Here is a 25,637-nt window from a genome sequence, read left to right as displayed (position 1 = left end):
TTACCATGGCTATACTTTCCCCCAAAACAGCGTTAGTCCTTGGTGCTACGGGCCTTATTGGCAATTTGGTTACACATCGTCTGGTTGACTCACCGTTTTACGAAAAAGTAAAAGTTTTAGTACGCAAACCGCTCAATTGGCAACATCCGCGTTTGCAGGAAATCCAGTTCGACTTCGACCACCCCAACGGTCTGCTTACCCAGGCCGACGATATTTTTTGCTGTCTCGGAACAACCATAAAAAAAGCGGGCTCCCGCGATGCTTTCCGCAAAGTGGATTACCAGTATCCAATCGATATTGCTCAGTTAAGTTTAGCGGCTGGTGCCCGGCAATTCGCTGTCGTTACCGCTGTGGGGGCCAACCCGGCGTCCTCAATCTTTTATAATCGGGTCAAAGGGGAAGTGGAGCGTGATCTCACCAACCTGCACTACCCTACCCTGCTTATTTTTCGACCTTCGCTCCTGCTGGGCAACCGTACCGAAGTTCGACTGGGTGAGCAGATTAGCAGCCTTCTGATGCGGGTACTGAACCCTGTAATTCCCGCCAAATATAAAGGCGTCGATGCCGATAAAGTGGCGAGCGCCATGATCCAGACCGCTCAGCAGGGGCTTACCGGAAAACATATCTACGAATCAGATAGCCTACAGGAGTTTCAGTCGGACTTAGTCTATTGACGACAAGTCCGTGAAAAGTAACCGCTTGGCCAGCGCATTTAACTGAGCTTCCGGCCCCTGTACATGAAACGTTGTGTGACGATGTCGCTGTGTAGCCCCCGGGATCAGACTGGCCGCTGGTGATGAGGATTCCAGCTCGTAAAATTGCCCCATCTGCGGTTGACCCGGTTTCATAGGTCCATCGTTATATGCGTTGATCACATCGCCCGAAAAGGGCTCCCGCTGGTATTCCCAGGCCGAATTGACGTACCGCCGTTCGTTCGGATCGAAGTCAAAGGTTACGAGCGATAAGGTTCGGGTGGCCCGATCATAACTGCCGACCCAGTTGGTGGCGCGGGCTGGCGAAACCCCAATTTTACTCCGATACTTCGCATCGGCTTTAAACAGGGCAGCCGTCTTTCCGACGCGTAACCGGTCGGTAGGTACTTTGCCAAAATAAGCGTCGTTGATCGCCTGTCCGGCACCGGCCCGGTAAGGTACGACGATGGTGGTTTGGGGCGAGGCATTCATCATGCCCAGAATCCAGATGGAAGGCATTCCCGTTTCGGTGGTCCAGGCCTGCATGCTCTGATTCGTAATTGTGTTATCCGACTGAATACCAACAATTTTCAACGAATCCGTTGCCATTTTCAGTTGCCTGTATATTTCGTCTTTTGACAAGAGCGTAATGGTTCGTTCGATACCGATATCCAGTCGGGTTCCATGGTAATTCGTCAGCGAAACCTTCCGTACGAACGTGGCCGACGTTTCGTTTTTATTTACGACTTGAAAAGGGTCCGAATCGATGGCGGCCGGTGTTTGCCAGTGTTCAGCCTCGAAGGGATCACCTTTCTTGAAATACAAGGCAAACTGACCGCCTTCGGGCCCCAGCCAGAAGCGGTCTTCGCCCCCAAAAGCGTTCATGTGAGGCATCAATTTTCCGGATCGAATCAGGTCGTAATTGATCCAGCCATAACTGGCCTGTCCATCGGTGGTAGAGGTCATCACTCGTCCCTGGTAAGCCGGACAGATCAGTGCTTTGGCATTGCCTTGCCGTAATTCAATCAAATCAGGGTGGTAGCGGCTTAGAAATTGTTTATCTTCCGGATACGTATTCATGGTGGATGCGTTCGCCGTTGACTCTTTTTTTTCAGCCTCGTCATCGACAGTTGCCGACTTGCGTCCTGAGCAGGCAACCATTATTCCGAGCAAAGCGAACAGGACAATTTTAGGTATAACCATACAGAAATCAAGCGATAAATGGCGAACTTACGTGTTTTGACGGAATCAACGTACTCTATTAAATCACAGTGACCGCCCAATCTACTACTGTCGACACGGTCCGGATCCGACCGGCTACAAGCGCAGATGCCCGAATCATTTATACCTTTCTCTGCGAGCTGGAAGAGCATCGGATAGACCAGCCGGCTTTTCTGGCCGTTTATCATCGGAACCTTACTAATCCGGCCATTCACTATCTGGTGGCCGAACGGGATAGCGATGTAATTGGGTTTGTTAGCTGTCATGTCCAGTATCTGTTGCATCATAGCGGTAAGGTGGGCGAAATTCAGGAACTATTCGTCCGGGCAGACGTCCGCAATCAACGCATTGGCCACCAATTAGTTAACGCGCTTGATGCGCTCGCTATTCAGGACGGTTTCGTAAATCTGGAAGTGACAACCAATCAAAAGCGTACCGATACGATTCGGTTTTACAAACGCGAATTATTCCAGCGAACGCACATCAAATTAGTCAAACCGATACAGGCTGACCGAACTTCACAAAATAATAAGTAACTTTGGTGACGGTAACATAACCTTAATACGCTAATGGCTGTTGCACAGATTATCCCAAAAACATACACGTTCGAGGAATATGTAGCGCTTGAACAGACTGAAGGTTTGCGGTATGAGTACTGGGACGGAGAAGTTTTTGCGATGGCAGGAACTACCAAACGGCATAATCGTATTGTTCAGTCACTGTCACGCATATTATATCCATTCGCTCAGCGTAAAGGCTGCGACGTATATGCTGAAAATGTTCGTTAGAAGCTGAAAACAGGCCAACGTTATGTTTATCCGGATATCATCTATACGTGCGACCCAGCCGATTTGGAAAATGATTTAGGTGTGTGGGTCGATTCGCCGAGTTTGCTGATTGAAGTTGTCTCAAACTCAACCCATAGCAAAGATTTTCACGAGAAACGCCCGCATTATACAAAACTACCCTCATTGCTATATTACTTACTGGTTTCTCGAGCCGACTGCCGGGTAGAAGTTTTCGAGCGGAATGTCGATTTCTGGAAATACCTAATTATTGAAGGTATCGATGCCATTATCGATTTGCCGCTACTGGACATAGCGCTACCGATGAGTGAGATTTATGATGGGATTGTCTTACCCGACGAACAGAAATAATGGACTCCCTAAAACTAAAAAGTCACTCTTACCAGTAAGAGTGACTTTTTAGTTATGAAAATAAAAGCCTGTTCTAGTTCAGGAACTGCAGCCGTAATTCATTCAACTGATTACGGATCGACCCGTCAATCTGCTGATCACCGACCCGGAGAACGTAACCCCCAATGAGTTTTGGATCGATTTTTTCGTCTAGTTCAACCACTTTTCCACCCGTCGTTTTCATCACCATATCCATAAATTTGGCGCGCAGTGGTTCTGTCAATGGCACGGTGGTGATAACGGTAGCCCGCTCCACGCCTTTCAGCCGATCATATTGCTTAATAAACTCATCGGCAATGGCGTCCATGATCGCTTCCCGGTTCTTTCTTGCGATGATCTGGAAAAACGACATGGTTACCGGATTGACCCGCTTCTCGAAGGCAGCTTTGATGATCGCATTTTTCTTCTCAGCCCGAACAATGGGGTTCTTTAACATAAGTAACAGCGGCCGACTCTGGTCGACAGTGTTCTTAAAGAACTTCATGTCTTTGTACATGGTTTCGGTAAGCCCTTTTTCCTGCGCCAGGTCGATCAGTGACTTGGCATAACGGGCGGCAACAGTAGCAACTGCCATAGGTTATTCAGATAAAGCGTCAACGAATCCGGCAAGACATCACGGCCGACGAATTCATCGACTAGCCGACTAATTTAAGCGTGATTGAGATACCAGATCGGTCACTAATTTTTCCTGAGCCGACTTGTCGCTGAGCTCTTTGCGCAGAACTTTCTCTGCTATGTCGAGCGAGAGAGTAACTACCTCTTTTTTCATTTGCATAATCAGCGCCTGCCGCTCGTTCTGCATCGACTCACGGGCCTGTTCCAGGATCCGTTTTCCTTCCGCTTCGGCTTTTTCGCGCGAGTCTGCAACCATCTTATCCGCCGTCTCTTTAGCTCCGCGCAGAATGGCTTCGCGCTCCGAACGGGCCTGCGCCAGCAGTTTTTCGTTGTCGGCTTTTAGTGAAGTCATTTCGAGCCGGGTTTTTTCGGCCAGATCCAACGCGCTCTGAATATTATTTTCGCGCTCGCTCAGACTTTCCGTGATGGGCTTCCAGGCAAACGTACGAAGGATCAGAAACAGGCCGAGGAACACTACTACCTGCCAGAATAAAAGACCAAGATCGGGAGTAAGTAAATCCATTTTGAGGTGTAATTTTTGATTTCGGATTTAAAGAAAATTTATGATGCTATCATAAATCAGTATCAATCTTTTGTTAGAGAACCTTCGCCCACTGGCTAGCCCAAACGGGCGAAGGTTTCTCGGAAATCGGGCGAGCAGGGGTGCCGACGCCTAATGCAGCCGGCCTGCTCAAACTTCAGATGACTGCTTAGGCCGCCGTAGCAACCAGCAGACAAATAACCGCTGCGAACAGAGCCACGGCCTCGATCAGAGCCGCGATGATCAGCATTGCCGTTTGGATACGACCAGCCGCTTCCGGCTGACGGGCAATACCTTCCATGGCACTGCCACCAATCCGACCAATACCCAGACCAGCACCGATAGCGGCCAGACCAGCACCTACAGCGGCACCCATAACCGAAACGCTACCCGTAGCTTCTAACAGCAGAGCAAACAACGTTGCTAACATAACTTTCAACAGATTTATTAGTGAAACAAAAGATTGCAATTTACGTACTGTACCGGGGCAGGTTACCCTAACTCAGATACAGTTTCATGACCGATACCGTGGTCGGCTTCGTGGTGTTCTTCCACGGCACTACCAATGTACATGGCGGTCAACAGGGTAAAGATGAACGCCTGCAGGAAGGCTACCAGCAGTTCGATCAGGTTCAGAAACAGAGTAAAAAACAGCACAACCGGGCTAATGGCAATGCTCGTCGTTGCTCCGCCCATGTGATTGGCCATAAAAATCAGCCCCAGTAGGCTTAGGATGATAATGTGCCCCGCCGTAATGTTGGCAAATAACCGGATCATGAGCGACAGGGGCTTCATGAACACCCCCACGATTTCTACCGGCACCATAATCGGCAGCAGAGCTACCGGTACGCCTGTCGGTTTGAATATGTGCATCCAATAGTGCTTATTCCCGCTGAAGGTAACGATCACAAAAGTGATAATAGCCAGTACCAGCGTAACGGCAATATTACCGGTCAGGTTAGCAGCACCTGGCAGTAACCCGAGCAGGTTATTTACCAGGATAAAGAAAAACAGCGTTAGCAGGTAAGGTAGAAACTTCGTGTATTTCGGCCCAATGCTGGGTTTGGCGATCTCGTCGCGGACAAAAAGTATGATCGGCTCCAGTAAGGACTGAATTCCTTTCGGTGCTTTGCCCTTATTCTTCGTATAACCGCGGCTGACAGACGAAAACAGCAACAGCATAATGGCCGCACTCAGCAACAGCGACGCTACATTCTTGGTAATCGAGAAATTATAAAATTTTGCTTCGTGGTCAACGTTTCCAGCGGCATCTACGCGATGGATTTTACCATGTTCGTTCTTGTAGCCGTTGTAAACCTGGTTGTGCGCCAGCCGCGATGATGAAAAAACTTCCAGGCCCTGGTCCTTCGAATAAAGAATTACGGGCAACGGCAGGGTTACTCCATGAGCAAACTCCCAGCCGTGGTCATCTTTAATGTGGTGCATGATCATTTCACCCACATTGAACTTCTCTTTTTCGGCGTGTGCTTCGCCTGCGTGTTCGTGCTCCTGGGCCTGAACACCAACTAACGAGCTCATAATGAGCGCCGTTGCTAACAAAACCTTATTAATGATCGAACGCATTACTATGATGTGACGAGCCGCTTTTACGAATCGCGTCGCAATTTACGAGTAAGTGTCCAAATCTCAAAGCTCGTGTAAAATATATATAGTACAAGAAAGTCCAAAACGAAGGTACGGCGCTGCTCAATTTGGTGAAATAGAAAAAAGCCTATGAAGGCTAGACCCAGAATCAGGCGCGCCACCGTAGCTGCCAGGTAAAGCACTATGAATCGGCCCTGATCTGCTTGTAAACCAGTCTCTACCAGCCGGTGAGTTAGCAAAGAGACGCTCAGAAAAAAGACAAGCAGAATTTTCCAATCGGGGTGTAACCAGGGTGCCGCCGTATATTGTTTGGCTACGAAAAATACAATTGCCAGCAGAGCAGTAATCAGAAGCGTACGAAGCATGGAACCTATCGTTTGGAACGCGGGATAAGCAGTCATTATATCTTGTGCCCTTCCTCCCTAACCCAGTCCCCCTGAGTATTCACTTTTTTGTCAGTTGCCGGATGAATAAATAGAGCGATGCTCCGATAGCCGTAAGCGACAGAACAATCGTCCAGATAGGCCGTGGATTGTGCTGCCATGCATCCAGCTTCATGCCTACCCACACCCCCAGCCCAATCGTGCCAAGCATCTGAAAGGCAATGCCGCTGTATTCCACAAATGATGTGGTTTTTTCGGTCGCTTTCTTCAGATGATCCTCATGACGAGTCGGCTTTTCCGGTTCGTTTGGATTCGGTTGGTCGGGATCGATTTGCATAGAATTAAACAGACGGGTGAATATACCAGGCAAAATTCGTTAATTTGGCTTAACGTTCTATAATGTCAGGTCGATATCGAACGTTTTAATACGAGTGTCCACGTGTTATTTCCGAATGTCCCGCTATTTCCGTAACCGCCTGATTCTGTTGCTTTCGGTCATCGTGTCTCTGACCGGCGGGCTGGTTTCCTGTTCGCAATACAGCACCAAACCGATCAGTAGAGGCTATCACAATCTGAACGCGCATTACAATGCTTATGTCATTGCCCGCGATCAGATCGCCCAGGCCGAGCAGGTTTTGTTCAGGACCAGACAAGAAAATTATAACCAGCTTTTGCCGATTTTGTTACCGGTCGATTCCATGCGTGTCCAGCCGGTGAAACCACAGCTCGACGATGCCATCAAGAAAGCATCACTGATTCCAGAACGGCATCAGAACAGCAACTGGCTCGACAATGCCTACAACCTGATCGGGCAGGCACGGTTGCTCAAACAGGACCTGCCCAACGCCATCGAGGTGTTCAAATACGTTAATACTAAAGGCACCAACGAAGACGATAAGCACACTGCGCTGGTTGGACTCATGCGGGCTTATGTCGAAGCCGGTGATTATGCCAACGCTCTGAACGTGGCTGAATATTTGCGCACACAGCCACTCACCAAAACCAACACGCGCGACTTTTATCTGACCAAAGCGTATTTGCACGAACGGCAGGGTGAATACCTTACCTCCGTCGGGATTCTGGAAGCCACGTTCCCCTTGCTGAAAAAAGGCGAAGCTACCGCCCGCCTGCACCTGATTGCCGGACAACTTTATGATTTGATCGGTCAACCCGTTAAAGCGGTCGAGCAGTATCGGCAAGTGCTGAAGTCCCGTCCTACCTATGATCTGTCGTTTTATGCTAATCTGTTCGCTATTCAGAGCAATGGCCTGACGGGCGATCAGAAGCGGTTGGCGCAGTCGGCCGAAACCTTCGAGAATCTGCTGAGTGATCGAAAAAACAGCGACCTGAAGGACAAAATCTATTTCACGATGGGCTTGCTGGAAGCCCGCAGTGGCCGGATCGATCAGGCCATAAAGTTTTACACTCAGTCGATCCGGGAAGCGGGGGCCAATACCGCGCAGGTTCCCTATACGTATCTGGAAATCGGGAAGCTTTATTTTGAGAAGAAAACCGACTACGAAAAAGCCAAAGTATATTACGACAGCGCGCTGGCGTTACTGCCCAAACAATCGCCCGAATACACGGCGCTGCTGAACCGGAAAAATACCCTGGATGAATTCGTTCAGTATAAAACGACGATTCGCACCGACGACAGCCTGTTGACGCTGGCTCAGATGCCCCCCGCCGAGCTGGACAGGGTTCTGGATAAAGCTATCGATCAGCGCGAAAAAGAAGCGAAAGCTCAGGCGGCTCAGGCGAAGAAACTGGCCGATCAGGCAGCCAGTGGCGGGGCGAGTACGGTGCCCGGCGCCACCAATTCCAACCTGCAACCCGCCCAGCGCTGGGTCTTATACAATCCGGTGGCGCTGAGCCAGGGCCGACAGGAATTCATGACTAAATGGGGCAATCGACCGCTTGAAGATAACTGGCGACGCAGCAACAAAGAATCGTCCGAAGCGATTGCCGGAGCGGGTAATCCGCTGACGGGAGCTACCCCGGCAAATTCGGTAAATCCCAACGCGCCGTTGAAGCAGTCGGACACCCTCAATGCAGCAGGTACGGTCAACGCACCGGTAGCTTCGGGACGCCGGGCGCAGCGAGAGACCATGATGAAGCAAATTCCGACTACGAAAGAAGCGCAGGCGCAGGCCAATCAGCGGATCGAAACCGCGCTGTATAAACTCGGTAAGCTGTATAAGTTTCAACTGAACGAGCCAGCCAACGCGATTCCGACGTTTGAACAACTCCTGACCCGCTATCCGAACACGCTCCAGAAACCGGAAGTCTATTATCTGTTGTATCTGTCCAACGAGCAGTTGGGAAAAACCTCGGCCTGGAAAGATAAACTACTGGCCGAATACCCAAATACGTCTTACGCACGTTTAACAGGGCGGGCGATCGCTCAAACGAGCGATTCGGAAGCAAAAGCGCAGAAAACCTACGCAGCCATTTATGAACTGTATCAAGCCAACAATACGTCGGAAGCCCTGAAGCGTACCGAAGAGGCACTTACTCAATTGGCGGGTTCGCAGGTAGAAGACAAGCTGGCGTTACTACGGGTGATTCTGGTGGGCAAGGTTAAAAACGTGGAGGCTTATCAACAGGCTCTGACCGAATTTGTCCGCGATTATCCAGCCAGCGAACTCGTGCCACGGGCCAAAGAAATGCTGGTTGCTGCCAACCAGGCCATGGCGAAACGAAAATAGGTTTAATCCGTCGGGTTTACGGTGCATGTAGCGACCTAAACCGTAAACCGCACTCATCCTTACACACGCATAATGTTTGAACTGGCTCCCGGTCGTTACCGGAACATCATTCGAAATATCTGGCGATTCTCGCTGCTTGGTATCTTTTTGCTCATTTTTTACGTCCTGGCTGTCAGTTATAACTTTCTGTGGCTGTTTGGCGGGATGCCTAGTTTGAAAGCGCTTGAAAACCCAAAAAGCGAAGAAGCATCTGAAATTTATACGGAAGATTATCAGCTCTTAGGCAAGTACTACGTCGAAAACCGAACCCCGGTCGAAATCTCTCAGGTATCGCCTAATGTAACCTCGGCCCTGCTCGCTACCGAGGATGCCCGCTTCATCAAACATTCGGGTATCGACCCGCGCTCGCTGTTTCGGGCCGTCAGTGGCCTGCTAACCTTTAAGGATGCATCGAGTTCAGGGGGAGGCAGTACGCTGACCCAGCAAACGGCCAAGAACCTGTTCGACACCCGGCAGGAAGAACTGAAGGGGGTGTTGGGCCATGTTCCGGTAGTGAGCCTTATTATTTCCAAGACTAAAGAATGGATACTGGCCGTACGCCTGGAACGCAATTACACCAAACAGGAAGTGATGATGATGTATCTCAACACGGTCTCGTTCGGCAACAACACCTATGGCATCAAAACAGCGGCCAAAACCTATTTCAGTAAAGAGCCCTGGAACCTGAACGTCGAGGAAGCCGCCCTGCTGGTAGGTATGCTCAAGAATCCGACGCTGTATAACCCAAGGCTGTTTGAAGACCGGGCCCGTGACCGCCGGAATGTGGTGCTTAGTCAGATGCGTAAGTATAAATTTCTGACTGAGGTGCAGTATCAGACGTACAAGAGTAAGCCACTGAAACTGGATTTCAGCGTCGAGAACCAGAACACGGGGATGGCAGCGTATTTCCGCTCGGTCATTCGCGACGACATCAAACGCTGGATCAATCAGTACAATAAAGAGAACGATACCGAACTGGATTTGTACACCAGCGGTCTTAAAATTTACACGACCATCGACTCGCGGATGCAGACGTATGCTGAGGAAGCGGTTATGGCGAACATGCGCGATCAGCAGAAAAAATTCTACGAACACTGGCGTGGGCGTAATCCGTGGGTACACAAAGACGCACGCACGAAAAAATACGTCGAAATCCCGGGATTTATCGAAACGGTTGCCCGGCGTACGACCCGATACAAACAGTTGAAGGCGGCTTTTGGTACCGATGAAAAAGCCATTTGGCAGGAAATGCGCAAACCGATCAAAATGAAGGTGTTTGTATACGGTGGTCATCGAAACGAGAAAGATACGACCCTGAGCCCGCTGGATTCGATCAAGTACTACAAACGCCTGCTCAACACAGGCTTCATGTCGATGGACCCGCGCTCGGGTCATGTGAAAGCGTGGGTGGGTGGTATCAACTTCAAACACATGAAGTTCGACCACGTCCGCCAGAGTCGACGTCAGCCGGGTTCGACGTTCAAACCGTTTGTGTATCTAACCGCTATGGATCAGGGGTTTGTAACGCCCTGTACACAACTCATCGACCAGCCGACGGTATTTGCCCACGGCGAAGATCATAATGGCGGACCGGCCTGGAAGCCCCAGAATTCTAACGGGAAGTACAGTTATCGAAGTTTGTCCCTTCGGGAAGCATTGGGCCAATCGATCAACACGGTTAGTGCACAGCTGATAAAAAAAACCCGGGCCGCAGCGGTCATCAAATACGCCCACGAGATGGGTATAGAAAGTAAAGACCTGCCGGATAACCCAACTCTGTGCCTGGGTACGGGCGATGTATCGGTCTACGAAATGGTAGCCGCTTACTGCGCTTTCGCCAATGGTGGCCTTCGGGTCCGGCCAATGGTTCTCTGGAAAATAACGGACAAGAATGGAAATGTTCTGAAAGTTTTCCACCCCGATGCCAAACCGGTAATCAGCCCAAACCGGGCGTATGAGATGCTGCACCTGATGCGGGGAGCCGTCGAGGAGCCTAACGGAACTGCTCAGCGGCTCCGGACGCAGTATAAGCTACTGGAGGGAGGGAACGAGATTGCGGCTAAAACGGGTACGACTTCGAATTACTCGGATGCTTGGTTTATGGGAATGACCCAGCACCTGGTTTCGGGCCTGTGGGTGGGTGGCGATGATCGGCCGATTCACTTTCGGACCATCGAACTTGGCCAGGGCGGTCGGCAGGCCATGCCTGCCTGGGCGCTGTATATGCAGAAAGTATACAAAGATCCGGGTCTGACGGCCTACCGCCCCGAACCGTTCCGCAAACCAAATAACTTCCAGATCGATTGCGGAGGCTATCATATCGACTCTTCTCAGCGGTACATCCCCCCCAAAGTAGTGCCCGAAGATGAGGAGGAAATCCTACAGTAAACTTCCCGGGCCAGCATTTCGCTGGCCTTTTTTGTGAACCTCCAAAGGCAACCTTTACCCGATTCAGCGTGTTTTGTAGTACCGGCCGTCTCGGTCGGTTTTTCTTACTTTCGACCGGGACCGCCGGCTTTACATATGCCCGAATTCGATTATAAAAAAGAACTAACGAAAGTCCCCCACGAGCCTGGCGTCTATCGGTATTTCGATGCTACGGGCGAAGTCATTTACGTTGGTAAAGCAAAAGACCTAAAGAATCGGGTCAGTAGTTATTTTACGAACTCGAAGCAGCACGACCGAAAAACCCTGCGCCTGGTTAGCCAGATTCGCAAAATCGAGTTTACGATCGTGCATACCGAATTCGATGCGCTGCTGCTCGAAAACCAGTTGATCAAGCGCTACCAGCCGAAGTTCAACATTCTGCTGCGCGATGACAAAACGTATCCGTTTGTCTGTGTAACGAATGAGCACTTCCCACGTGTGTTGACCACCCGTCGGATTGACCGGAAACTAGGCACATTTTATGGGCCATTCGCTAACCTGAAGCCCATGTATACGGTGCTGGACATGTTCAGCCAGTTGTTTACGATTCGTACCTGCAATTACAATCTGGCACCGGAAAATATCGAAGCCGGGAAATATAAAGTTTGTTTAGAGTATCATATTGGCAACTGCAAGGGGCCTTGCGAAGGGCGACAGTCAGAACCCGATTATGACAGCGACATCGAGCAGATCCATCATATTCTCAAAGGAAATTTAAAGCCCGCTCAGGAATATTTCCGGAATCGGATGATCGAAGCCGCCGGCGACCTGGCCTTCGAACAGGCTCAGAAGTATAAGGACAAACTGGACGTGCTGCAGCGGTTTCAGAGCAAATCGACGGTGGTCAATCCTAAAATTTCGGATGCTGACGTATTCTCGATCGCTTCCGATGAGTCGGCGGCTTACGTCAATTTTATGAAGGTGGTCAACGGAACTATTGTTCAGGCGCATACCGTAGAGATCAAGAAAAAGCTGGATGAAGCCGACACGGATCTGCTGGCAATGATGATCATCGAATTTCGGGAGCAGTACGGTAGTCAGGCGAAAGAAATCATTTCAAACATCCCGCTCGATGTCGATCTGCAAGCCGAAATAACCGTTCCGCAAATTGGCGACAAAAAGAAATTGCTGGATATGTCATTGAAAAACGTCCTGTATTTCCGTCGGGAGCGTCAGGAACGGGCAGCCGCCGAAGCAACCGCCAACGCCAGTAAAAAAGATCGGGTACTTATTCGGCTGAAGCAGGATTTACAGTTGAAAACGATTCCGAACCGGATCGAATGCTTTGATAACTCGAATATACAGGGAACGAACCCGGTTTCGGCGATGGTGTGTTTTATTGGTGGAAAACCCGCTAACAAGGAATATCGCCACTTCTCGATTAAAACCGTTGTCGGACCGAACGACTTTGCCAGTATGTACGAAGTTGTTACGCGTCGATACACGCGCGTACTGACCGAAGGTACCGACATGCCCGACCTGATCGTGATAGATGGTGGTAAAGGACAGTTGAGCGCGGCCTGCGATGCCCTAAAAGCGATGGACCTTTATGGTAAAGTACCTGTTATCGGTATTGCCAAACGACTCGAAGAAATTTATTTCCCTGAAGATAATTTGCCGCTCTACATCGACAAGAAGTCGGAGTCGCTCAAACTGATTCAGCGGATTCGTGACGAAGCCCACCGGTTTGCCATCACTTACCACCGGGACAAACGCAGCCGGAATAGCCTGATCAGCGAATTGGAAAATGTGGAAGGCATCGGCAAACGAACAGCCGCCAAGCTCCTGAAGCATTTTAAAGGCGTGAAAAAAATCCGAGAAGCGTCTCTGGATGAAGTAGCTGAAATTGTTGGAAAAGATCGCGCTAACAAACTGAAGCAATATTTTGAGACGATTGAACAGTAGTTTATCAGGTAAATCTTATTGTACAATAAGATTTACCTGATAAACTACTGTTCAATCTTTGTGATAATGCGTAGCGGTTACAGCTCATCTTTTTTCCTCTTACTTATTTAAGTACTCTTACGTTTTCCAGTTATGCACAGGGAGTGTTTTCAAAGGGCCATATAAAATTTATCGACGGTTCAACAAAGACTGGCGAATTAGCTTATCGACAGCTTAGGAGCGGCTCAAAAATTCTTTTCCGAACCGATCGGCAAGCTTCTTCCACTAGTTTCGATCCAAAAGATGTAAACTATTTCCAAATCGATTCTAATCGCTATGTAAGCCATCGGCTTAGTGATGATCCAAATTCATCCATAGTGTTTATGCGTCAGTTAGTTTCTGGAGATGTAAACCTTTTACTCTATGAACGGATAGATGGTAGAGATGTCTTTTTACTGGAGCAGCAAGGAAAGATCACCCCTATTCATGCTAAATACCCAGGTAGCACCCTATCCCAATTACCAGCCTGCCCTGACCCGGAACTTACTTTACTGAACAAAGTATCTTCTGTAAACAGTAAGAAATTAACCCGTTATATAGTAGCTTATAATCGCTGTATAAAACCAGACCTTCCTACACAAGCGTACAATACCTCTCCCCGATTTTTGAAGCTCTCAATCGGTGCACGGGTGCTTTTGCCCATGAGTTATTACCGAATTAAATTTGAGGACGGCCTGTTATATCCTGCTTCCAGCGCTTCCTCAAAACCCAGTTTCGGCTTGTCAGTTAATATCAGATCACGTGGTCGTTTGGGGGCTGGCCTCGACTTAGGACTACTCAGTCGGAAGGGAAGATGGATTACCGATTCGACTGCTATCATCGTCAAATTAGTTGAGCGTAGTCTTTTTATCAATCCATTTCTCCGCTATGAATTTAGGCAGCACACTCACCAGGTTCTGACGCCTTACCTTACGGCGGGTGTTGTGTTTAACAAAATTTTGAGTGGAGAGGTAACAATCAACCCCATACACGATTATCCGGGCTCTCCTCAGCCAGTAGCCATTAACCAAGAAACAGGTCTGGATGAAGTAGGTGGCTCATTGGGTGGAGGAGTTCAATGGCAGATTACGCCTAAATTGGCTTTCGTTGCCGATACTCGTCTCTTATATACGGTATCCGCACTTTCTGTATTTGAAACTCCTCCTCTTGATGGTTTCATGGGGCCAGGCGCTCGTTTCACGCCCCGCTCGTATTTGTTAAATTGTTCGGTTGGCATAAATGTCAACTTATAAACTATTGACATTTTCACTGCACACCTTTACAAAATGGGTATTCTACCAAATCTGCTAAAACGTTTTGCCTCCTGTTTACTAGTAACGTTTTCTCTCATTTCATGCAAGAATGACGATTTTCCTGTAATACGATTCAGTGTTGACTATGTATCCCCTAATGAGTCAAATACTTTATACCGTGGGCAAAGGCCAACTTATATTCCACTTAAAATAAGAAACGTAAGTTTCGACGCAGATACTTATAAATGGGACTTTGGCAATGGTTCGACCTCGACGGAAAAAGAGCCTGTTATTACTTATAAAAAATCCGGCGTATATACCATCACGGTGACTGCTACAAATTCAACAGGGCGTCAGCAAACAAGCACCCGATCTATTAAAATTGTTGATCGAGTGCTCAAACAGGTAACTATCCAAAGTTTGAATTGGAATGCGATGGGCAATTTACCTAACTGGCCTGCTAGTAAAACCGCTGACCTCCAACTTGTTCTTGGAAAAACGCTTGGTAATGCCCCCCCATTAACAATGAGCACTGTTTTATTTGAAAGTAATCGGATTACTAATGTTAATACGACTAGTCCGATTACTATTCCAATAACGCAAAAGATCGTAATTGATCCTTATGAAGATGTGAGTTCGCTGGTAGTAAATCTTTTCGGATATGATCCGGCCAATAAAACACTGGTATATTCAGGTGGTGGATTTAGCGACTATTCAGAAGGTCAAACCGGGCTCTTTGTGCTAATGTCAAGTTTCGGTGGCACAACTTTACGCTTTGAGTCCGCTTACGAGTAATAGCCAGTACAGACGGGCTTCAGAATAAAAGACTTTGTCTTATTGAAAACGACACATTTGTACTGATTCTACCACAAACAGCTTCGCCTTCATCAAGGTAGAAAACAAAAAGAGCAGTTGGTAGGCCAACTGCTCTTTTTGTTTTAAATGCTCGAGCCAAAAGTTCGGAGTTACTAGTATTCCCAAAGACTATGCTCAGTTTCCATCAGTTCATATTCCGTCTGGTACGATTTGAGCAGGCCTTCCCGATCGCCATACATACCAACTAAATCGCTATCACCTGGGTTAGCCACTTTTGTGATCCGACCATAGAAGAGCCGTAGATCGAAGGCGTCAGCCAGGTTTTTGTGCTGAGCCTGGTTCTGTGGGTTATACCAGATAAATTTTTTCGGGTCGCTCCGAAACAGCTTATCCAAATCTTTGTACTTAAATGTAGCCAATGGCGTTTCTACACCAGCCGCATTTTTATCTGAAGGCAGGAAAATAGTTACCGTTTGGATATCATAATACAAGCGGGAACGCTTCCGGTCGAAGATCCAGTCTTCTTTTATCTCCATGATGCTAAACTCCTTCGCGAAATACTCATCGCCCATTGGCGCAGCAGCAACCTGAGCAACCGTATCAACTTTGGGCGCTTCAACAATGGGAGCTACCGCTTTGTTTTTCTTCCCCTTTGTATTTTTAGCTACCGATTTTTTCTTGGGTGCCCCCCAGCCATCGTCGGCGGGTTGAGTAGCTGCCTTTTTAGGCGCTCCCCAACCATCTTCGGCGGGTTTGGCAGGAGTCTTAGCATCTTTTTTCTTGGTATCCCAGCCATCGCCAGCTCCGTTAGCGGTGGTTTCATTACCAAAACCAGCCGCAATTTCCTCTGCCGAAAGTTGAGGAGCGGAGTTAGGCATGATCATCCGCTTCTGAAATTTATCCGGCGTCAGTTTTGTCGTGACGGAATCATTTTCATAAGCATCAATCAAGCCGGCTTTCATGGCTTCGATGAGGTATTTCGAAATTTCATTATTCTTCGAGAACATCGACTGATTCTGTTTTTCCTTCAGGTCGATCCGACGCCAAAGGGTTTTCTTCATCATGATGTCATTCTCATTGATTCCACGAACCGACAGCGAGTTAGTGCTGGGATTCGCCTTCTCCTGTGCCATTGCTCCACCACCAGCTACCGCCAACAAGGTGGCGGCTACAGCTATCGTTCTCACTTGTTTCATTGCCAAGTAATTAGTTTTGTCTTTTATGTATAACGAAAGGCAATTTTATTTAGTACAACTAATAAAGCGAAACGTTTTGCAACGGATTTCCAATCGAAACGTCGCTTACGTCACCTTTAAAATTACGGCGTTGAACACCATCAACGGTTATAGCTAACCGGTCACCAGGCTGGATGTCAGCGGCCAGAGCCCCTAAAGATCCACCAGCGGGTCCTAAATTTACCTGTCCTATTTTACGTGTGCCTCGTGCCAAAATAACGGAGATGCCAGTCACCCGGAAGTTAGCATCGTCTGGTGAGTAATTTTTAAAGCTTTCATCCGACACAGCTAATACCCGAACGCTTCTCGCCTGACCAACGGGAACACCGCGTGGATCTCCAACTTTCGTACCACCCACGTAAAACTCCAGGGTAGGTTTGGGGACACGGTTTACGCGAAACCGCTCCGTACCCAGTAGACTTCCGCTGTTGCTGATATTAAGCGCAACTTGAGCCGAACTGGGAACAACCGTAATTTTACCTTTTTCGCCAGATTGAATAACCTGAGCGCCATCCGCCGAGAAGTTCGGATTCCAGAGAGCCCCTAACTGCGGGCTTTGAATGCTCAGTTTATTGGCACAGCCCAGATATAAAGGAGGCATGGTACCTGTTTCAACCTGATAGGATGGCTTTGCCACGAAGTATTCAGCCGAAAGCGGAACGGTTTTTAGGCCGGCGGCCGTCTGGTAGGCAATAGATCCGGTCAGCGTTCGCTTAGCCAGACCGTTTTTATCGTAAGCACCACCCTGTGCCGTAAACTCGATAATACCCTGGCCGTCCTGCATCCGTACTGGTGCACCGTTGAGGCTCATCCGCGGTTGAATACCCGACGACGAAGCCGCCAGGAACATCTGACCTTTAAACTTCGTGCCAGCTACGACCACTTTCGAGTCCATACTGAGCATGGCAAGGATTTTATCGAACTTCACGTCCTGCGCACCAACTTTACTAGCGAGCGCGTCCAGCACTTCGCCTTCGATCCGGCGAACATCTGTCTGCCGCTGACTCAATACGGCCAGCGCTGCTGGAACTGGTGTCTGGGCAAAGTTCAGTTCACCAAAATCTTTAGTCCGCTGTTCGGGCGACCGGCTGGAGATAGGATCTTCTTTACCATCCAAAGCCAGCGATGAATACTTGGCAGCGCTGTATTTCGACAGGCTGGCCAGGTAATCGTCAAGATTCTTTTTCAGTTTATAGGCTTCACCATTGTGGTTTCCCCCCACCATGATCTGCGCTACTTTTTCTTCTTCGGTAATGTTTTTGATATTACCTGCTTCATCTGTACCGCCACCTGCCTCGGTAACGATACGTTCTTTCAAGCCGTCGATCTCAGCGATAATATCAGCCGTAGCCTTCCGGACTTCATCGGCCTGTTTGACGATAGCCACATCGGTGGCCCGATTGCCCGATTTTTCAACGGTAGCCCGAATATTATCGAGCGTAGCCTGATTCACCTTATTGGCAGCTACGGTCGATTGTTCCAGGCTATTATTTAGTAAAACGAATTTCTCCAGAATAGCCGACGTCACCTGTAAGGCCAGTAACGCGGTTAATACCAGATACATCATCCCGATCATCTTCTGACGGGGTGTCTCTTTTGTGCCTGCCATGAATTATGGTAGTATAAAATAAAGAAGTTGTAGAGTTGCGACGCATACGGTTATAGAGCTGGAAGCAGACATAGCCAACACTTCACAGCTCCACAATCCGGTAGCTTTCAATTAGTTACCACGCATGGCAGTCAGCATGCTGCCATAAACGTTGTTCAGAGAGGCTAAATTACCCGTCAGTTTCGCCAGTTCATTCTTGAACTGTTGTGTATCACGGCTGGCATCGCTCATGTTTTCCATTGCCGCTGTCAGGCTACCGTAGAAAGCGTTCATAGCTTTCAGGTGCTTGTTGGTATCCTGTAACTCCAGTTCATAGACGGCATTCAGCGCGCCCATATTTTTGGTCACTTTCTGGAATTGATCGCGATAATCTTTAGCATCCGTCGTAGCGTCGGCCATCGAGTTCATCGCAGTAATGGCGGTTCCGTACGATTTATTCATTTCACCAATCGACGTCGACGCCGATTTCACATTGCGAGCGTAATCGTTGGTAGCAACCGTAGCATCTGTCAGGTCTGAAAGCTTCGATACGGTCTCATTCAGGTTACGGAAACCTGATCCTAAACGTTCAAACACTTCAGGGGTTACTTTTGCCTGGGCCAGCATCTGGTCCATATTGCCGGTCAAACCATTGGCTTGTGGAGCGGGCTTACGCGCTTCTCCCTTATAATCGTCAGACAATTCAGGATAAACCCGTTCCCAGGCGTATTCTCTATTCTCCGATGCAATAGGGAACAAAAAGCTCTGCATCGCATATAAAGCAAAAATAACGGCTTCCGTAATCAGACCGGCGGTCAACAGCCAGCTCAGAGATGAAATATGTTGAATTTTAGCCATTGCCCCGAGTACGACGACGGCGGCACCGGCACTATAAATGGTTGGTACTAAACGATCCCAAAAGAAATTAACGGACTTTGCTGCTGCCATGATAAGCGATTGTTGGTTGGAATAGGTACTAGTTTGTAGGGGAATCTATGAAAACAGGTACCGGCTGTACTAATAGCGTACAACCAGTACCTATTATTGCTTGCTATACCTTCTTGGCGGATGATTTTTTGCTGCTTTTGCTTTTGCTGGCACGGCCACCGCGAGCCGAAGCGGTACGACCTTCCAGGTTGTCCATTACGCAACGGAAACCTATGTACGAACGCTTCTGATCTTCGTATTCATAATACCGGGTTCCCGTTTCGAGATAGTAGGCGATATCTTTCCAGGAGCCGCCCCGTACCACTTTCCGTGGCTCATCGGCATTCTGGTTATCCGGGTTCATATCCCATACGATAGCGTTTGTATTATCGGCGTAGGCATCGCGGCACCACTCGGCTACGTTACCAGCCATGTTATACAAACCGTAATCGTTGGGGCTATAAGCGGTAGCAGGAGCCGTGTACGGATAACCGTCGGCATCGAAATTACCCCGTTGTGGTTTGAAATTAGCCAGGTAGCAACCTTTCCCGTTGGCTACGTATGGGTTACCCCATGGATATTTCGCTCCGCTTTTTCCACCGCGAGCAGCCCACTCCCACTCCGCTTCGGAAGGCAGACGGAAGCCGAACGATTTGTAGCCGCCATCTTTTGTCCGGAAATCATCAAGGGTGTTGGTGCGCCATTTGCAGAAATGCTTGGCAGCAATCCAGCTTACTCCTACCACCGGGTAGGTATCGAAGGCGGGGTGGCCATAATAATGTTCCAGCATCGGATCACCATTGTGGTACGTAAAGTCATTTTTCCAGACGGTTGTATCCGGATAATACTTTGCCATGATTTCCTCTTCGCCCAGCGTCGAAACGGAGTCAGCAAGTAAAGCATTGACGTATTGGCGGTATTCGTGATTGGAAATTTCGGCATCGTCCATGTAAAACGAGCTGATCGTTACCTGCCGGTTCATGTTGATCTGAGTAGCCGCCACATCTTCGTCGGCCTGCCCCATGATAAATGATCCGGAGGGGACCAGCACCATACCGAACGGAGTGGGTTGCTTCCAGCCTTTGCGTCCGGTGGCGGTAATTTCACCATTTGTAACGCCGACTTCACCACCTTTACCGTCTTTCCCCCCAAATTTAGATTTTACAAATCCGCAACCTTGCATCAGCAGTACGACTGCCGCGACCATCACCACCCGGGTTGCATTGACTGTTAACCAGTTATACTTCATCATTGTAAAACTTTTCTCTTTTCTTCTTGTGCAAGACCAGACTAAAAACGAAAATCCTTTTGGTTATTGTATAGTTACTCTTAGGTTCGGCTTATTTTCTATTTACGTCGTATCTAGTTGCCTGGTTTTCTGGCTTTCTTACGATTCATTTTTTCGATATAACCCCGTTTTCCCAAAAATAAGGTACGCTCTTTAAACTCCCTAATATGCGCCTAATCAAAAAAAACACTGAATGTTGGGTTTTCCCGGATGTTTACAACTTTGTCCGGTATTAATCCTGATTTAATACCGAAACCTCGGAGTTCGTATAATTGGTTTCTTTCGGGCGTCCGGTGCCGGGAAAGCATAAGCCAGCAATACTTCATGCGAGGTCGGACTTTTTGCATTGACTCCACTCGTCACAATGTCCAGCGAGTAGCCGACCCGCAGGGCATTGTTGTGCATAAGATTGATGCCAGCCGTAGCCATGATGGCATCATTGAAACGGTAGCCTACTCCTCCCCAGATACGACTGTCGTACGTGGCCAGTATATTCAATGCAACAGCCGATCCCGGAAAACCGGTTGTCGTGCTGTACTGCACTAATACAGACGGTTGTACGTCGATATTGTAACCGATGCCAAGCCGATAGCCTGCTGTCAGATAGGCTTTACTATCAGATGGGTCGGTAGACCGGTCGGTTATGTAGCTGTACTTAGCTTTGTTGAGGTGCGTCATACTCACCCCAATCCAGTAATCGACGGTATTATAGTATACGCCAGCGCCAAGATCCGGTTTGAATTGATTGATTCGCCCGCCCGGAATCAGAGGATCGCCGGGGTCGTTTGGTCGAAACTGGTTGAAATCGTATCCTTTGTTAAACATACCCGCCTGCACCCCAATAGCCAAGGTACCGTTTTTCAGGGCCATACGATACGCATACGATACTTGTACAGCCTGGTTGATCGACGGCCCGTACTTATCGTTCAGGGCGTAGATACCAATTCCACTTTTAATTTTAGCCAGTGGCATATTAAACGATAAAAGCTGGGTACTCTGAGCCGCACTTTCGTCGCCATTACCAACGGTCTGATACCCCAGATACTGCGTCCGGTGTGTAATCTGAACCCGCGACACCCCTTCCGATCCGGCGGCCGCCGGATTGTAATAGATCGGGTTGTACATGTATAAGCTAAACTGTGGGTCCTGCTGGGCGAAAGCAGACCGGCCAGTAACTACTAGCAGCAATAAAGCATAAACGTAGAGTGTGCGAATCATAAACCTAACTTAAATTCGAAACGACCGACCCTACCCCGATCGGCGTCTCGGTAAATACGATCACAGTTTACAAATAAACGCCTGCTTAGTCAAATTATTGGCCTTTATGAAAAGACTAAATGCCGGAAGTGAGCGCTAAAACGCAGTTCCGGCATTCTGTATTGGCATAGCCCTGGTTTTTACGGATTGTTGGTCTTTTTGATGTAAAGATCCAGCGCTCCTGTCATAGACGGCGCGTTTGGCAAAGGGGCCTCGATATCGAGGGTCAGCCCAGCCTCTTTAATGGCTTTACCCGTTGTGGGTCCGAAAGCAGCTATCCGTATACCGTTCTGGTTAAAGTTCGGAAAGTTACTCAACAAGGAGCTGACACCCGATGGGCTGAAGAACGCAATGATGTCATAGCTGTTGATATCCAGATCGGACAGATCCGTCGGAACCGTGTCATACATCACAGCCTCTGTGAAGTGTAGCCCACTGGTATCCATGAATTCCGGAATGTCATTCCGCCGGATATTCGAGCATGGAAACAGAAACTTTTCGTTCTTGTGCTTTTTGATCAGGTCGAACAGTTCACTGGCGGTTTTTGTCCCGTTAAAGATTTTGCGCTTCCGAATGACGATGTATTTCTGCAGGTAATTGGCTGTCTGTTCTGAAATACAGAAATACTTCATATCTGCCGGCACTTCGATACGCCCTTCCTGACAGATCCGGAAGAAATGATCAATAGCGTTACGACTGGTAAAGATGATTGCCGTATGGGCCAGAATATTAATTTTCTGCCGGCGAAAGTCTTTGAACGATTCTCCCTGAATCTGGATAAAGGGCCGAAAGTCGACCTGAAGATTATACTTGCTTGCTAAATCAAAATAAGGAGATTTTTCGTCAGCTGGTCTGGATTGGGTTACTAATAGCCGGTTAACTTTCGTGAGCCGGTCTTCAGTGGGGTGCATGCTAGTCTCGTTCATTGAATCTCTACTCGGTACAAAAATCAGTTGGCAGTCGACAAGTCTCTGCTGGTAACTCTCAAAGAGCCAAACAGCTCTTTCTACGAACGGCCAGGTATGGCTGACGGCTGAAAACTCATTCATCAAATTGCAAAACGCAAACCGATGATGAGTGGAATCAATTCAACGATGCAAAGGTACGAAAATAAATAAAGATTCTTGATAGATTCCAGACTCCGTATCACGAAGTAAAGCAAGGTCAGACGAGCCAGGTAAAACCCAATCAATGGCAGCAACAGTACATTGGGCGACCAGGCCAGGGTCGGCGTGTTGTAGGCAATGACCGTCAGTATCAGCGTCAGCAACGTAAAAAACAGGAGAGACGACTGTAGAACTTTAAAAAAATGAATGTTGATAATGGTATTCTGCAGCTTGTAAAGGCCACCAAACACTTCCAGCGCCACATATTTGCCCATCAGGCTCATGAACGCAATGCTGCTCAACAATAAGAACTCACTGAATACCCAGCCGAATCGCTGCTCACTAAGAAGCAACGCGCGCGAGGCAAATACTTCGAGATTGCGGCTTTGCGCGAATACGATCAGGTAGGCAATCGTAAAGCTCAGGTTGAGCGTGAAAAGCAGATTGACAGCACTTAGTGGCCGACTGATGAGAAACGATTCTTCCTGTGCCCGTAATGAAACCAGATCGCGCAGGCTATAAAAGCGCTGAAATGCCCGGCGATACAGCGTAAACAGAAAGGCATGGGAGGCCAGCAAAAACAACAACCCGACTCCCAGAAAATTAGCGTAAACGGCCTGCGGACGGGGTCTGACGCTCAGGTTATCGTCGCTGAGGACAACTAATTTTTGATTGGTCTGTTTTGGGTATCCGATGTACAATTGCTTGTCGTCGATTCCGGGGGCGCCGTAAATAGTCAGAAAAAGTTCGGGCTGACGATACAGACGGAACAAGCTGTCGATGCTCAGCACCTGCCACTGGTTGGCGCGAAGTTTTCGTTTAAGCGCAGCGTTGATAAACAAATACCCATCCTGCCGGGTCGAAATGAGTAAGCTGTAATGGCGGTTACTTTCAATATCGACATAAGCGCTCAGCGAGGTCTGATCTGCATGCTGTTCGCTGATGTACGGAATGTAGGCATCAGACCCATCGTCGTATACCTGAAAATCTTCGCGGAAATTATGGACCGGAAAATAACGATTACCCGGACCGATACCAATGACTCGGCTCTGCGCAAACGTGGTCGAACAGAAAAGGAGTGAAAGAACAAGGGCGCGAATCAGTGAAGTCAAGATAAACCCATAGGCTCTTGTATCCACTCGGTCGCGCCCTCGTTCTTTCACTCCTTTTCTGTTACTATTTTATTTTCCCAGCGCTTTCAGCATGGTCTCGCCGATCAGCGCCGGCGATTCGACTACATGAATGCCACATTCGCGCATAATTGCCATTTTAGCGGCCGCCGTGTCGTCGGCTCCCCCAACGATAGCTCCTGCGTGGCCCATCCGACGACCTTTAGGCGCCGTCTGTCCGGCAATGAACCCGACGACGGGTTTACGGTTGCCATCTGCTTTGATCCAGCGGGCGGCTTCGGCTTCCATACCTCCCCCGATTTCACCGATCATCACGATTGCCTCAGTTTCCGGATCGTTCATCAGCAGTTCGACCGCCTGTTTGGTAGTCGTACCGATGATCGGGTCTCCCCCGATTCCGATGGCTGTCGACTGGCCTAAACCTGCTTTGGTAAGCTGGTCGACGGCTTCGTAGGTCAGCGTTCCTGATTTAGAAACGATGCCGACGGTGCCTTTCTTAAAGATAAAACCGGGCATGATCCCTACCTTACACTCCTCGGCCGTCATGACGCCGGGGCAGTTCGGTCCAATCAGTCGAACGTCTTTATCGGCCAGGTAGTTTTTAACCGCCACCATATCCTCCGTCGGAATTCCCTCGGTGATGCAGATAATCACGTTGATACCCGCTTCGGCCGCTTCCATAATGGCATCGGCCGCAAAAGCGGGGGGCACGAAGATAATGGAGACGTTGGCCCCGGCCTGATCAACAGCCTGCTGAACGGTGTTGAACACAGGACGGTCGAGGTGCGTTTGTCCACCTTTACCCGGCGTTACGCCCCCAACCACGTTGGTGCCGTATTCGATCATCTGCTGAGCATGGAAACTGCCCTCCGAGCCAGTAAAGCCCTGGACGATAACTTTGGAGTCTTTGTTAACTAAAACACTCATGACGGTTTTGGAAATCGTTGGCTATGCGGTTGATTAGACCCAGAATAAACAGACGAAAGAACCACGCGACGAGTGCAGCAGGCTTTATTCTTTCGTCTCTTCGTCCTACGTCGTTTAAAAGTTGGGCAAAAGTAGCCGAAACTTCGTAAATTACGTGATGATTTTTTCACACATCCTCTCCGGGTCCATTCTGGCCAGCGCGGGCGTGGGCGTATTCTGGCACTATTTCGGACGTATCTCGCTCTTTAACCGGCTATTATGGGGTTTCTTTCTGCTGACTACCTCCCTGGCCGCCCTGATTGGCGTCATCCATTTTGCCGGTACCGAATCGCTCGATTCGCTGCGTCGTTCCATGATTATCCTGTCGGATACGCTGGGGGTTGTTTGCGTCGTCACCGCCGTATACGCGCTGTTGAACCAGCGCACGCTTTCTCTGGCCACGTTCATTGCCGCTATTCTCTTTGGCTTATTCCTGTTTATCAGCCTGTTACTCCCCGACGTACAGGTTTTCACTCCCATCGTTCCTTCACTGGGCATTCTGGTGCTCATGCTGCTGGCCGTTTTTTCCCTGCTTCAGCGTAACAAACGGGGACTGTGGATCGTACTGGCGGCCATGATGATGGGGCTGGCCACTAAAGCCGACGCCTTCGATTCGCTCATTCATCCTACCGATTTTTATCATTACGCCACCACCCTGGCCCTCTGGTTTTTCGGGAAAGCCGCCCAGCCGCGTCCGCGCCAATAACGCTGACGAACAAAA

At 48.9% G+C, this 25,637-nt stretch carries 23 protein-coding genes and 1 pseudogene; 9 read left to right on the top strand and 15 right to left on the bottom strand.

Annotated elements, in window-relative coordinates:
• Positions 1–5: 5 nt before the first annotated feature.
• Entirely contained in the window at positions 6–674 is a 669-nt protein-coding gene (locus tag ACYVC2_RS08165; RefSeq protein WP_461101812.1) for an oxidoreductase, read from the top strand.
• On the opposite strand, the gene ACYVC2_RS08160 is transcribed toward ACYVC2_RS08165, so the two are convergent.
• Complete coding sequence (locus ACYVC2_RS08160; RefSeq protein ID WP_461101811.1) at positions 663–1,895, bottom strand: DUF6786 family protein; 1,233 nt, start codon at positions 1,893–1,895, stop codon at positions 663–665. The two genes, ACYVC2_RS08165 and ACYVC2_RS08160, sit on opposite strands and share 12 nt — an antisense overlap.
• 68 nt (positions 1,896–1,963) lie before the next feature.
• Here ACYVC2_RS08160 and ACYVC2_RS08155 point away from each other — a divergent pair, with 68 nt between their 5' ends.
• Together ACYVC2_RS08155 and ACYVC2_RS08150 are read left to right on the top strand one after the other, a co-directional pair.
• The gene (locus ACYVC2_RS08155; protein WP_461101810.1) at positions 1,964–2,449 is read left to right on the top strand and encodes a GNAT family N-acetyltransferase; all 486 of its coding nucleotides are present in this window, start codon (positions 1,964–1,966) and stop codon (positions 2,447–2,449) included.
• A gap of 33 nt (positions 2,450–2,482) precedes the next feature.
• A pseudogene (locus ACYVC2_RS08150) lies at positions 2,483–3,070 on the top strand (Uma2 family endonuclease).
• Between the two features lie 73 nt (positions 3,071–3,143).
• Here ACYVC2_RS08150 and atpH read toward each other — a convergent pair.
• The 6 genes from atpH to ACYVC2_RS08120 all read right to left on the bottom strand — a co-directional run bounded on the left by atpH (position 3,144) and on the right by ACYVC2_RS08120 (position 6,590).
• Positions 3,144–3,683, bottom strand: a complete 540-nt coding sequence (atpH, locus tag ACYVC2_RS08145) for an ATP synthase F1 subunit delta (RefSeq protein WP_461101809.1) — start codon at positions 3,681–3,683, stop codon at positions 3,144–3,146.
• A 69-nt stretch (positions 3,684–3,752) separates the two neighbouring features.
• A complete protein-coding gene (atpF, locus tag ACYVC2_RS08140; RefSeq protein ID WP_461101808.1) occupies positions 3,753–4,247 on the bottom strand; it encodes a F0F1 ATP synthase subunit B in 495 nt (164 codons plus the stop codon).
• A 187-nt stretch (positions 4,248–4,434) separates the two neighbouring features.
• The gene (gene atpE / locus ACYVC2_RS08135) at positions 4,435–4,695 is read right to left on the bottom strand and encodes an ATP synthase F0 subunit C (RefSeq protein ID WP_461101807.1); all 261 of its coding nucleotides are present in this window, start codon (positions 4,693–4,695) and stop codon (positions 4,435–4,437) included.
• 62 nt (positions 4,696–4,757) lie between these two features.
• Positions 4,758–5,804 (bottom strand): F0F1 ATP synthase subunit A, encoded by a 1,047-nt coding sequence (gene atpB, locus ACYVC2_RS08130; protein ID WP_461101806.1) that lies wholly within the window; start codon positions 5,802–5,804, stop codon positions 4,758–4,760.
• Between the two features lie 68 nt (positions 5,805–5,872).
• Positions 5,873–6,235, bottom strand: coding sequence for a hypothetical protein (locus ACYVC2_RS08125; protein WP_461101805.1), 363 nt, complete (start codon positions 6,233–6,235; stop codon positions 5,873–5,875).
• Positions 6,236–6,314: 79 nt separating this feature from the next.
• Positions 6,315–6,590 (bottom strand): AtpZ/AtpI family protein, encoded by a 276-nt coding sequence (locus ACYVC2_RS08120; protein ID WP_461101804.1) that lies wholly within the window; start codon positions 6,588–6,590, stop codon positions 6,315–6,317.
• A gap of 115 nt (positions 6,591–6,705) precedes the next feature.
• Here ACYVC2_RS08120 and porW point away from each other — a divergent pair, with 115 nt between their 5' ends.
• From porW to ACYVC2_RS08095, 5 genes are all read left to right on the top strand, one after another.
• Complete coding sequence (gene porW / locus ACYVC2_RS08115; protein WP_461101803.1) at positions 6,706–8,961, top strand: type IX secretion system periplasmic lipoprotein PorW/SprE; 2,256 nt, start codon at positions 6,706–6,708, stop codon at positions 8,959–8,961.
• A gap of 72 nt (positions 8,962–9,033) precedes the next feature.
• The gene (locus ACYVC2_RS08110) at positions 9,034–11,388 is read left to right on the top strand and encodes a penicillin-binding protein 1A (RefSeq protein ID WP_461101802.1); all 2,355 of its coding nucleotides are present in this window, start codon (positions 9,034–9,036) and stop codon (positions 11,386–11,388) included.
• Positions 11,389–11,523: 135 nt separating this feature from the next.
• Positions 11,524–13,332: an excinuclease ABC subunit UvrC gene (gene uvrC / locus ACYVC2_RS08105; RefSeq protein ID WP_461101801.1), complete on the top strand. Its 1,809-nt coding sequence runs from the start codon at positions 11,524–11,526 to the stop codon at positions 13,330–13,332.
• Between the two features lie 362 nt (positions 13,333–13,694).
• Positions 13,695–14,603, top strand: a complete 909-nt coding sequence (locus tag ACYVC2_RS08100; RefSeq protein ID WP_461101800.1) for a hypothetical protein — start codon at positions 13,695–13,697, stop codon at positions 14,601–14,603.
• Positions 14,604–14,636: 33 nt separating this feature from the next.
• Positions 14,637–15,398, top strand: coding sequence for a PKD domain-containing protein (locus ACYVC2_RS08095; RefSeq protein WP_461101799.1), 762 nt, complete (start codon positions 14,637–14,639; stop codon positions 15,396–15,398).
• Between the two features lie 173 nt (positions 15,399–15,571).
• Here the strand turns inward: ACYVC2_RS08095 and porN are convergent, their stop codons facing one another.
• From porN to sucD, 8 genes are all read right to left on the bottom strand, one after another.
• Positions 15,572–16,615, bottom strand: coding sequence for a type IX secretion system ring subunit PorN/GldN (gene porN / locus ACYVC2_RS08090; RefSeq protein WP_461101798.1), 1,044 nt, complete (start codon positions 16,613–16,615; stop codon positions 15,572–15,574).
• A gap of 58 nt (positions 16,616–16,673) precedes the next feature.
• Complete coding sequence (porM, locus tag ACYVC2_RS08085; RefSeq protein WP_461101797.1) at positions 16,674–18,263, bottom strand: type IX secretion system motor protein PorM/GldM; 1,590 nt, start codon at positions 18,261–18,263, stop codon at positions 16,674–16,676.
• 111 nt (positions 18,264–18,374) lie between these two features.
• Positions 18,375–19,190 (bottom strand): type IX secretion system motor protein PorL/GldL, encoded by an 816-nt coding sequence (porL, locus tag ACYVC2_RS08080; RefSeq protein WP_461101796.1) that lies wholly within the window; start codon positions 19,188–19,190, stop codon positions 18,375–18,377.
• Positions 19,191–19,293: 103 nt separating this feature from the next.
• Positions 19,294–20,421: a T9SS ring complex lipoprotein PorK/GldK gene (porK, locus tag ACYVC2_RS08075; RefSeq protein ID WP_461101795.1), complete on the bottom strand. Its 1,128-nt coding sequence runs from the start codon at positions 20,419–20,421 to the stop codon at positions 19,294–19,296.
• Between the two features lie 279 nt (positions 20,422–20,700).
• The gene (locus tag ACYVC2_RS08070) at positions 20,701–21,675 is read right to left on the bottom strand and encodes a PorP/SprF family type IX secretion system membrane protein (RefSeq protein ID WP_461101794.1); all 975 of its coding nucleotides are present in this window, start codon (positions 21,673–21,675) and stop codon (positions 20,701–20,703) included.
• Positions 21,676–21,854: 179 nt separating this feature from the next.
• Positions 21,855–22,640 (bottom strand): uroporphyrinogen-III synthase, encoded by a 786-nt coding sequence (locus ACYVC2_RS08065; protein WP_461101793.1) that lies wholly within the window; start codon positions 22,638–22,640, stop codon positions 21,855–21,857.
• Between the two features lie 122 nt (positions 22,641–22,762).
• Positions 22,763–23,932, bottom strand: a complete 1,170-nt coding sequence (locus ACYVC2_RS08060) for a DUF4271 domain-containing protein (RefSeq protein ID WP_461101792.1) — start codon at positions 23,930–23,932, stop codon at positions 22,763–22,765.
• A gap of 69 nt (positions 23,933–24,001) precedes the next feature.
• Positions 24,002–24,877, bottom strand: a complete 876-nt coding sequence (gene sucD, locus ACYVC2_RS08055) for a succinate--CoA ligase subunit alpha (protein WP_461101791.1) — start codon at positions 24,875–24,877, stop codon at positions 24,002–24,004.
• 157 nt (positions 24,878–25,034) lie between these two features.
• Between sucD and ACYVC2_RS08050 the strand changes: the two genes are divergently transcribed.
• Positions 25,035–25,622, top strand: a complete 588-nt coding sequence (locus tag ACYVC2_RS08050) for a DUF6962 family protein (protein WP_461101790.1) — start codon at positions 25,035–25,037, stop codon at positions 25,620–25,622.
• Positions 25,623–25,637 lie beyond the last annotated feature (15 nt).

The organism is Spirosoma koreense, assembly GCF_054777875.1.
The sequence above is the reverse complement of the archived record's forward strand: the minus strand, read 5'-3'. Positions and strand labels throughout refer to the sequence as shown.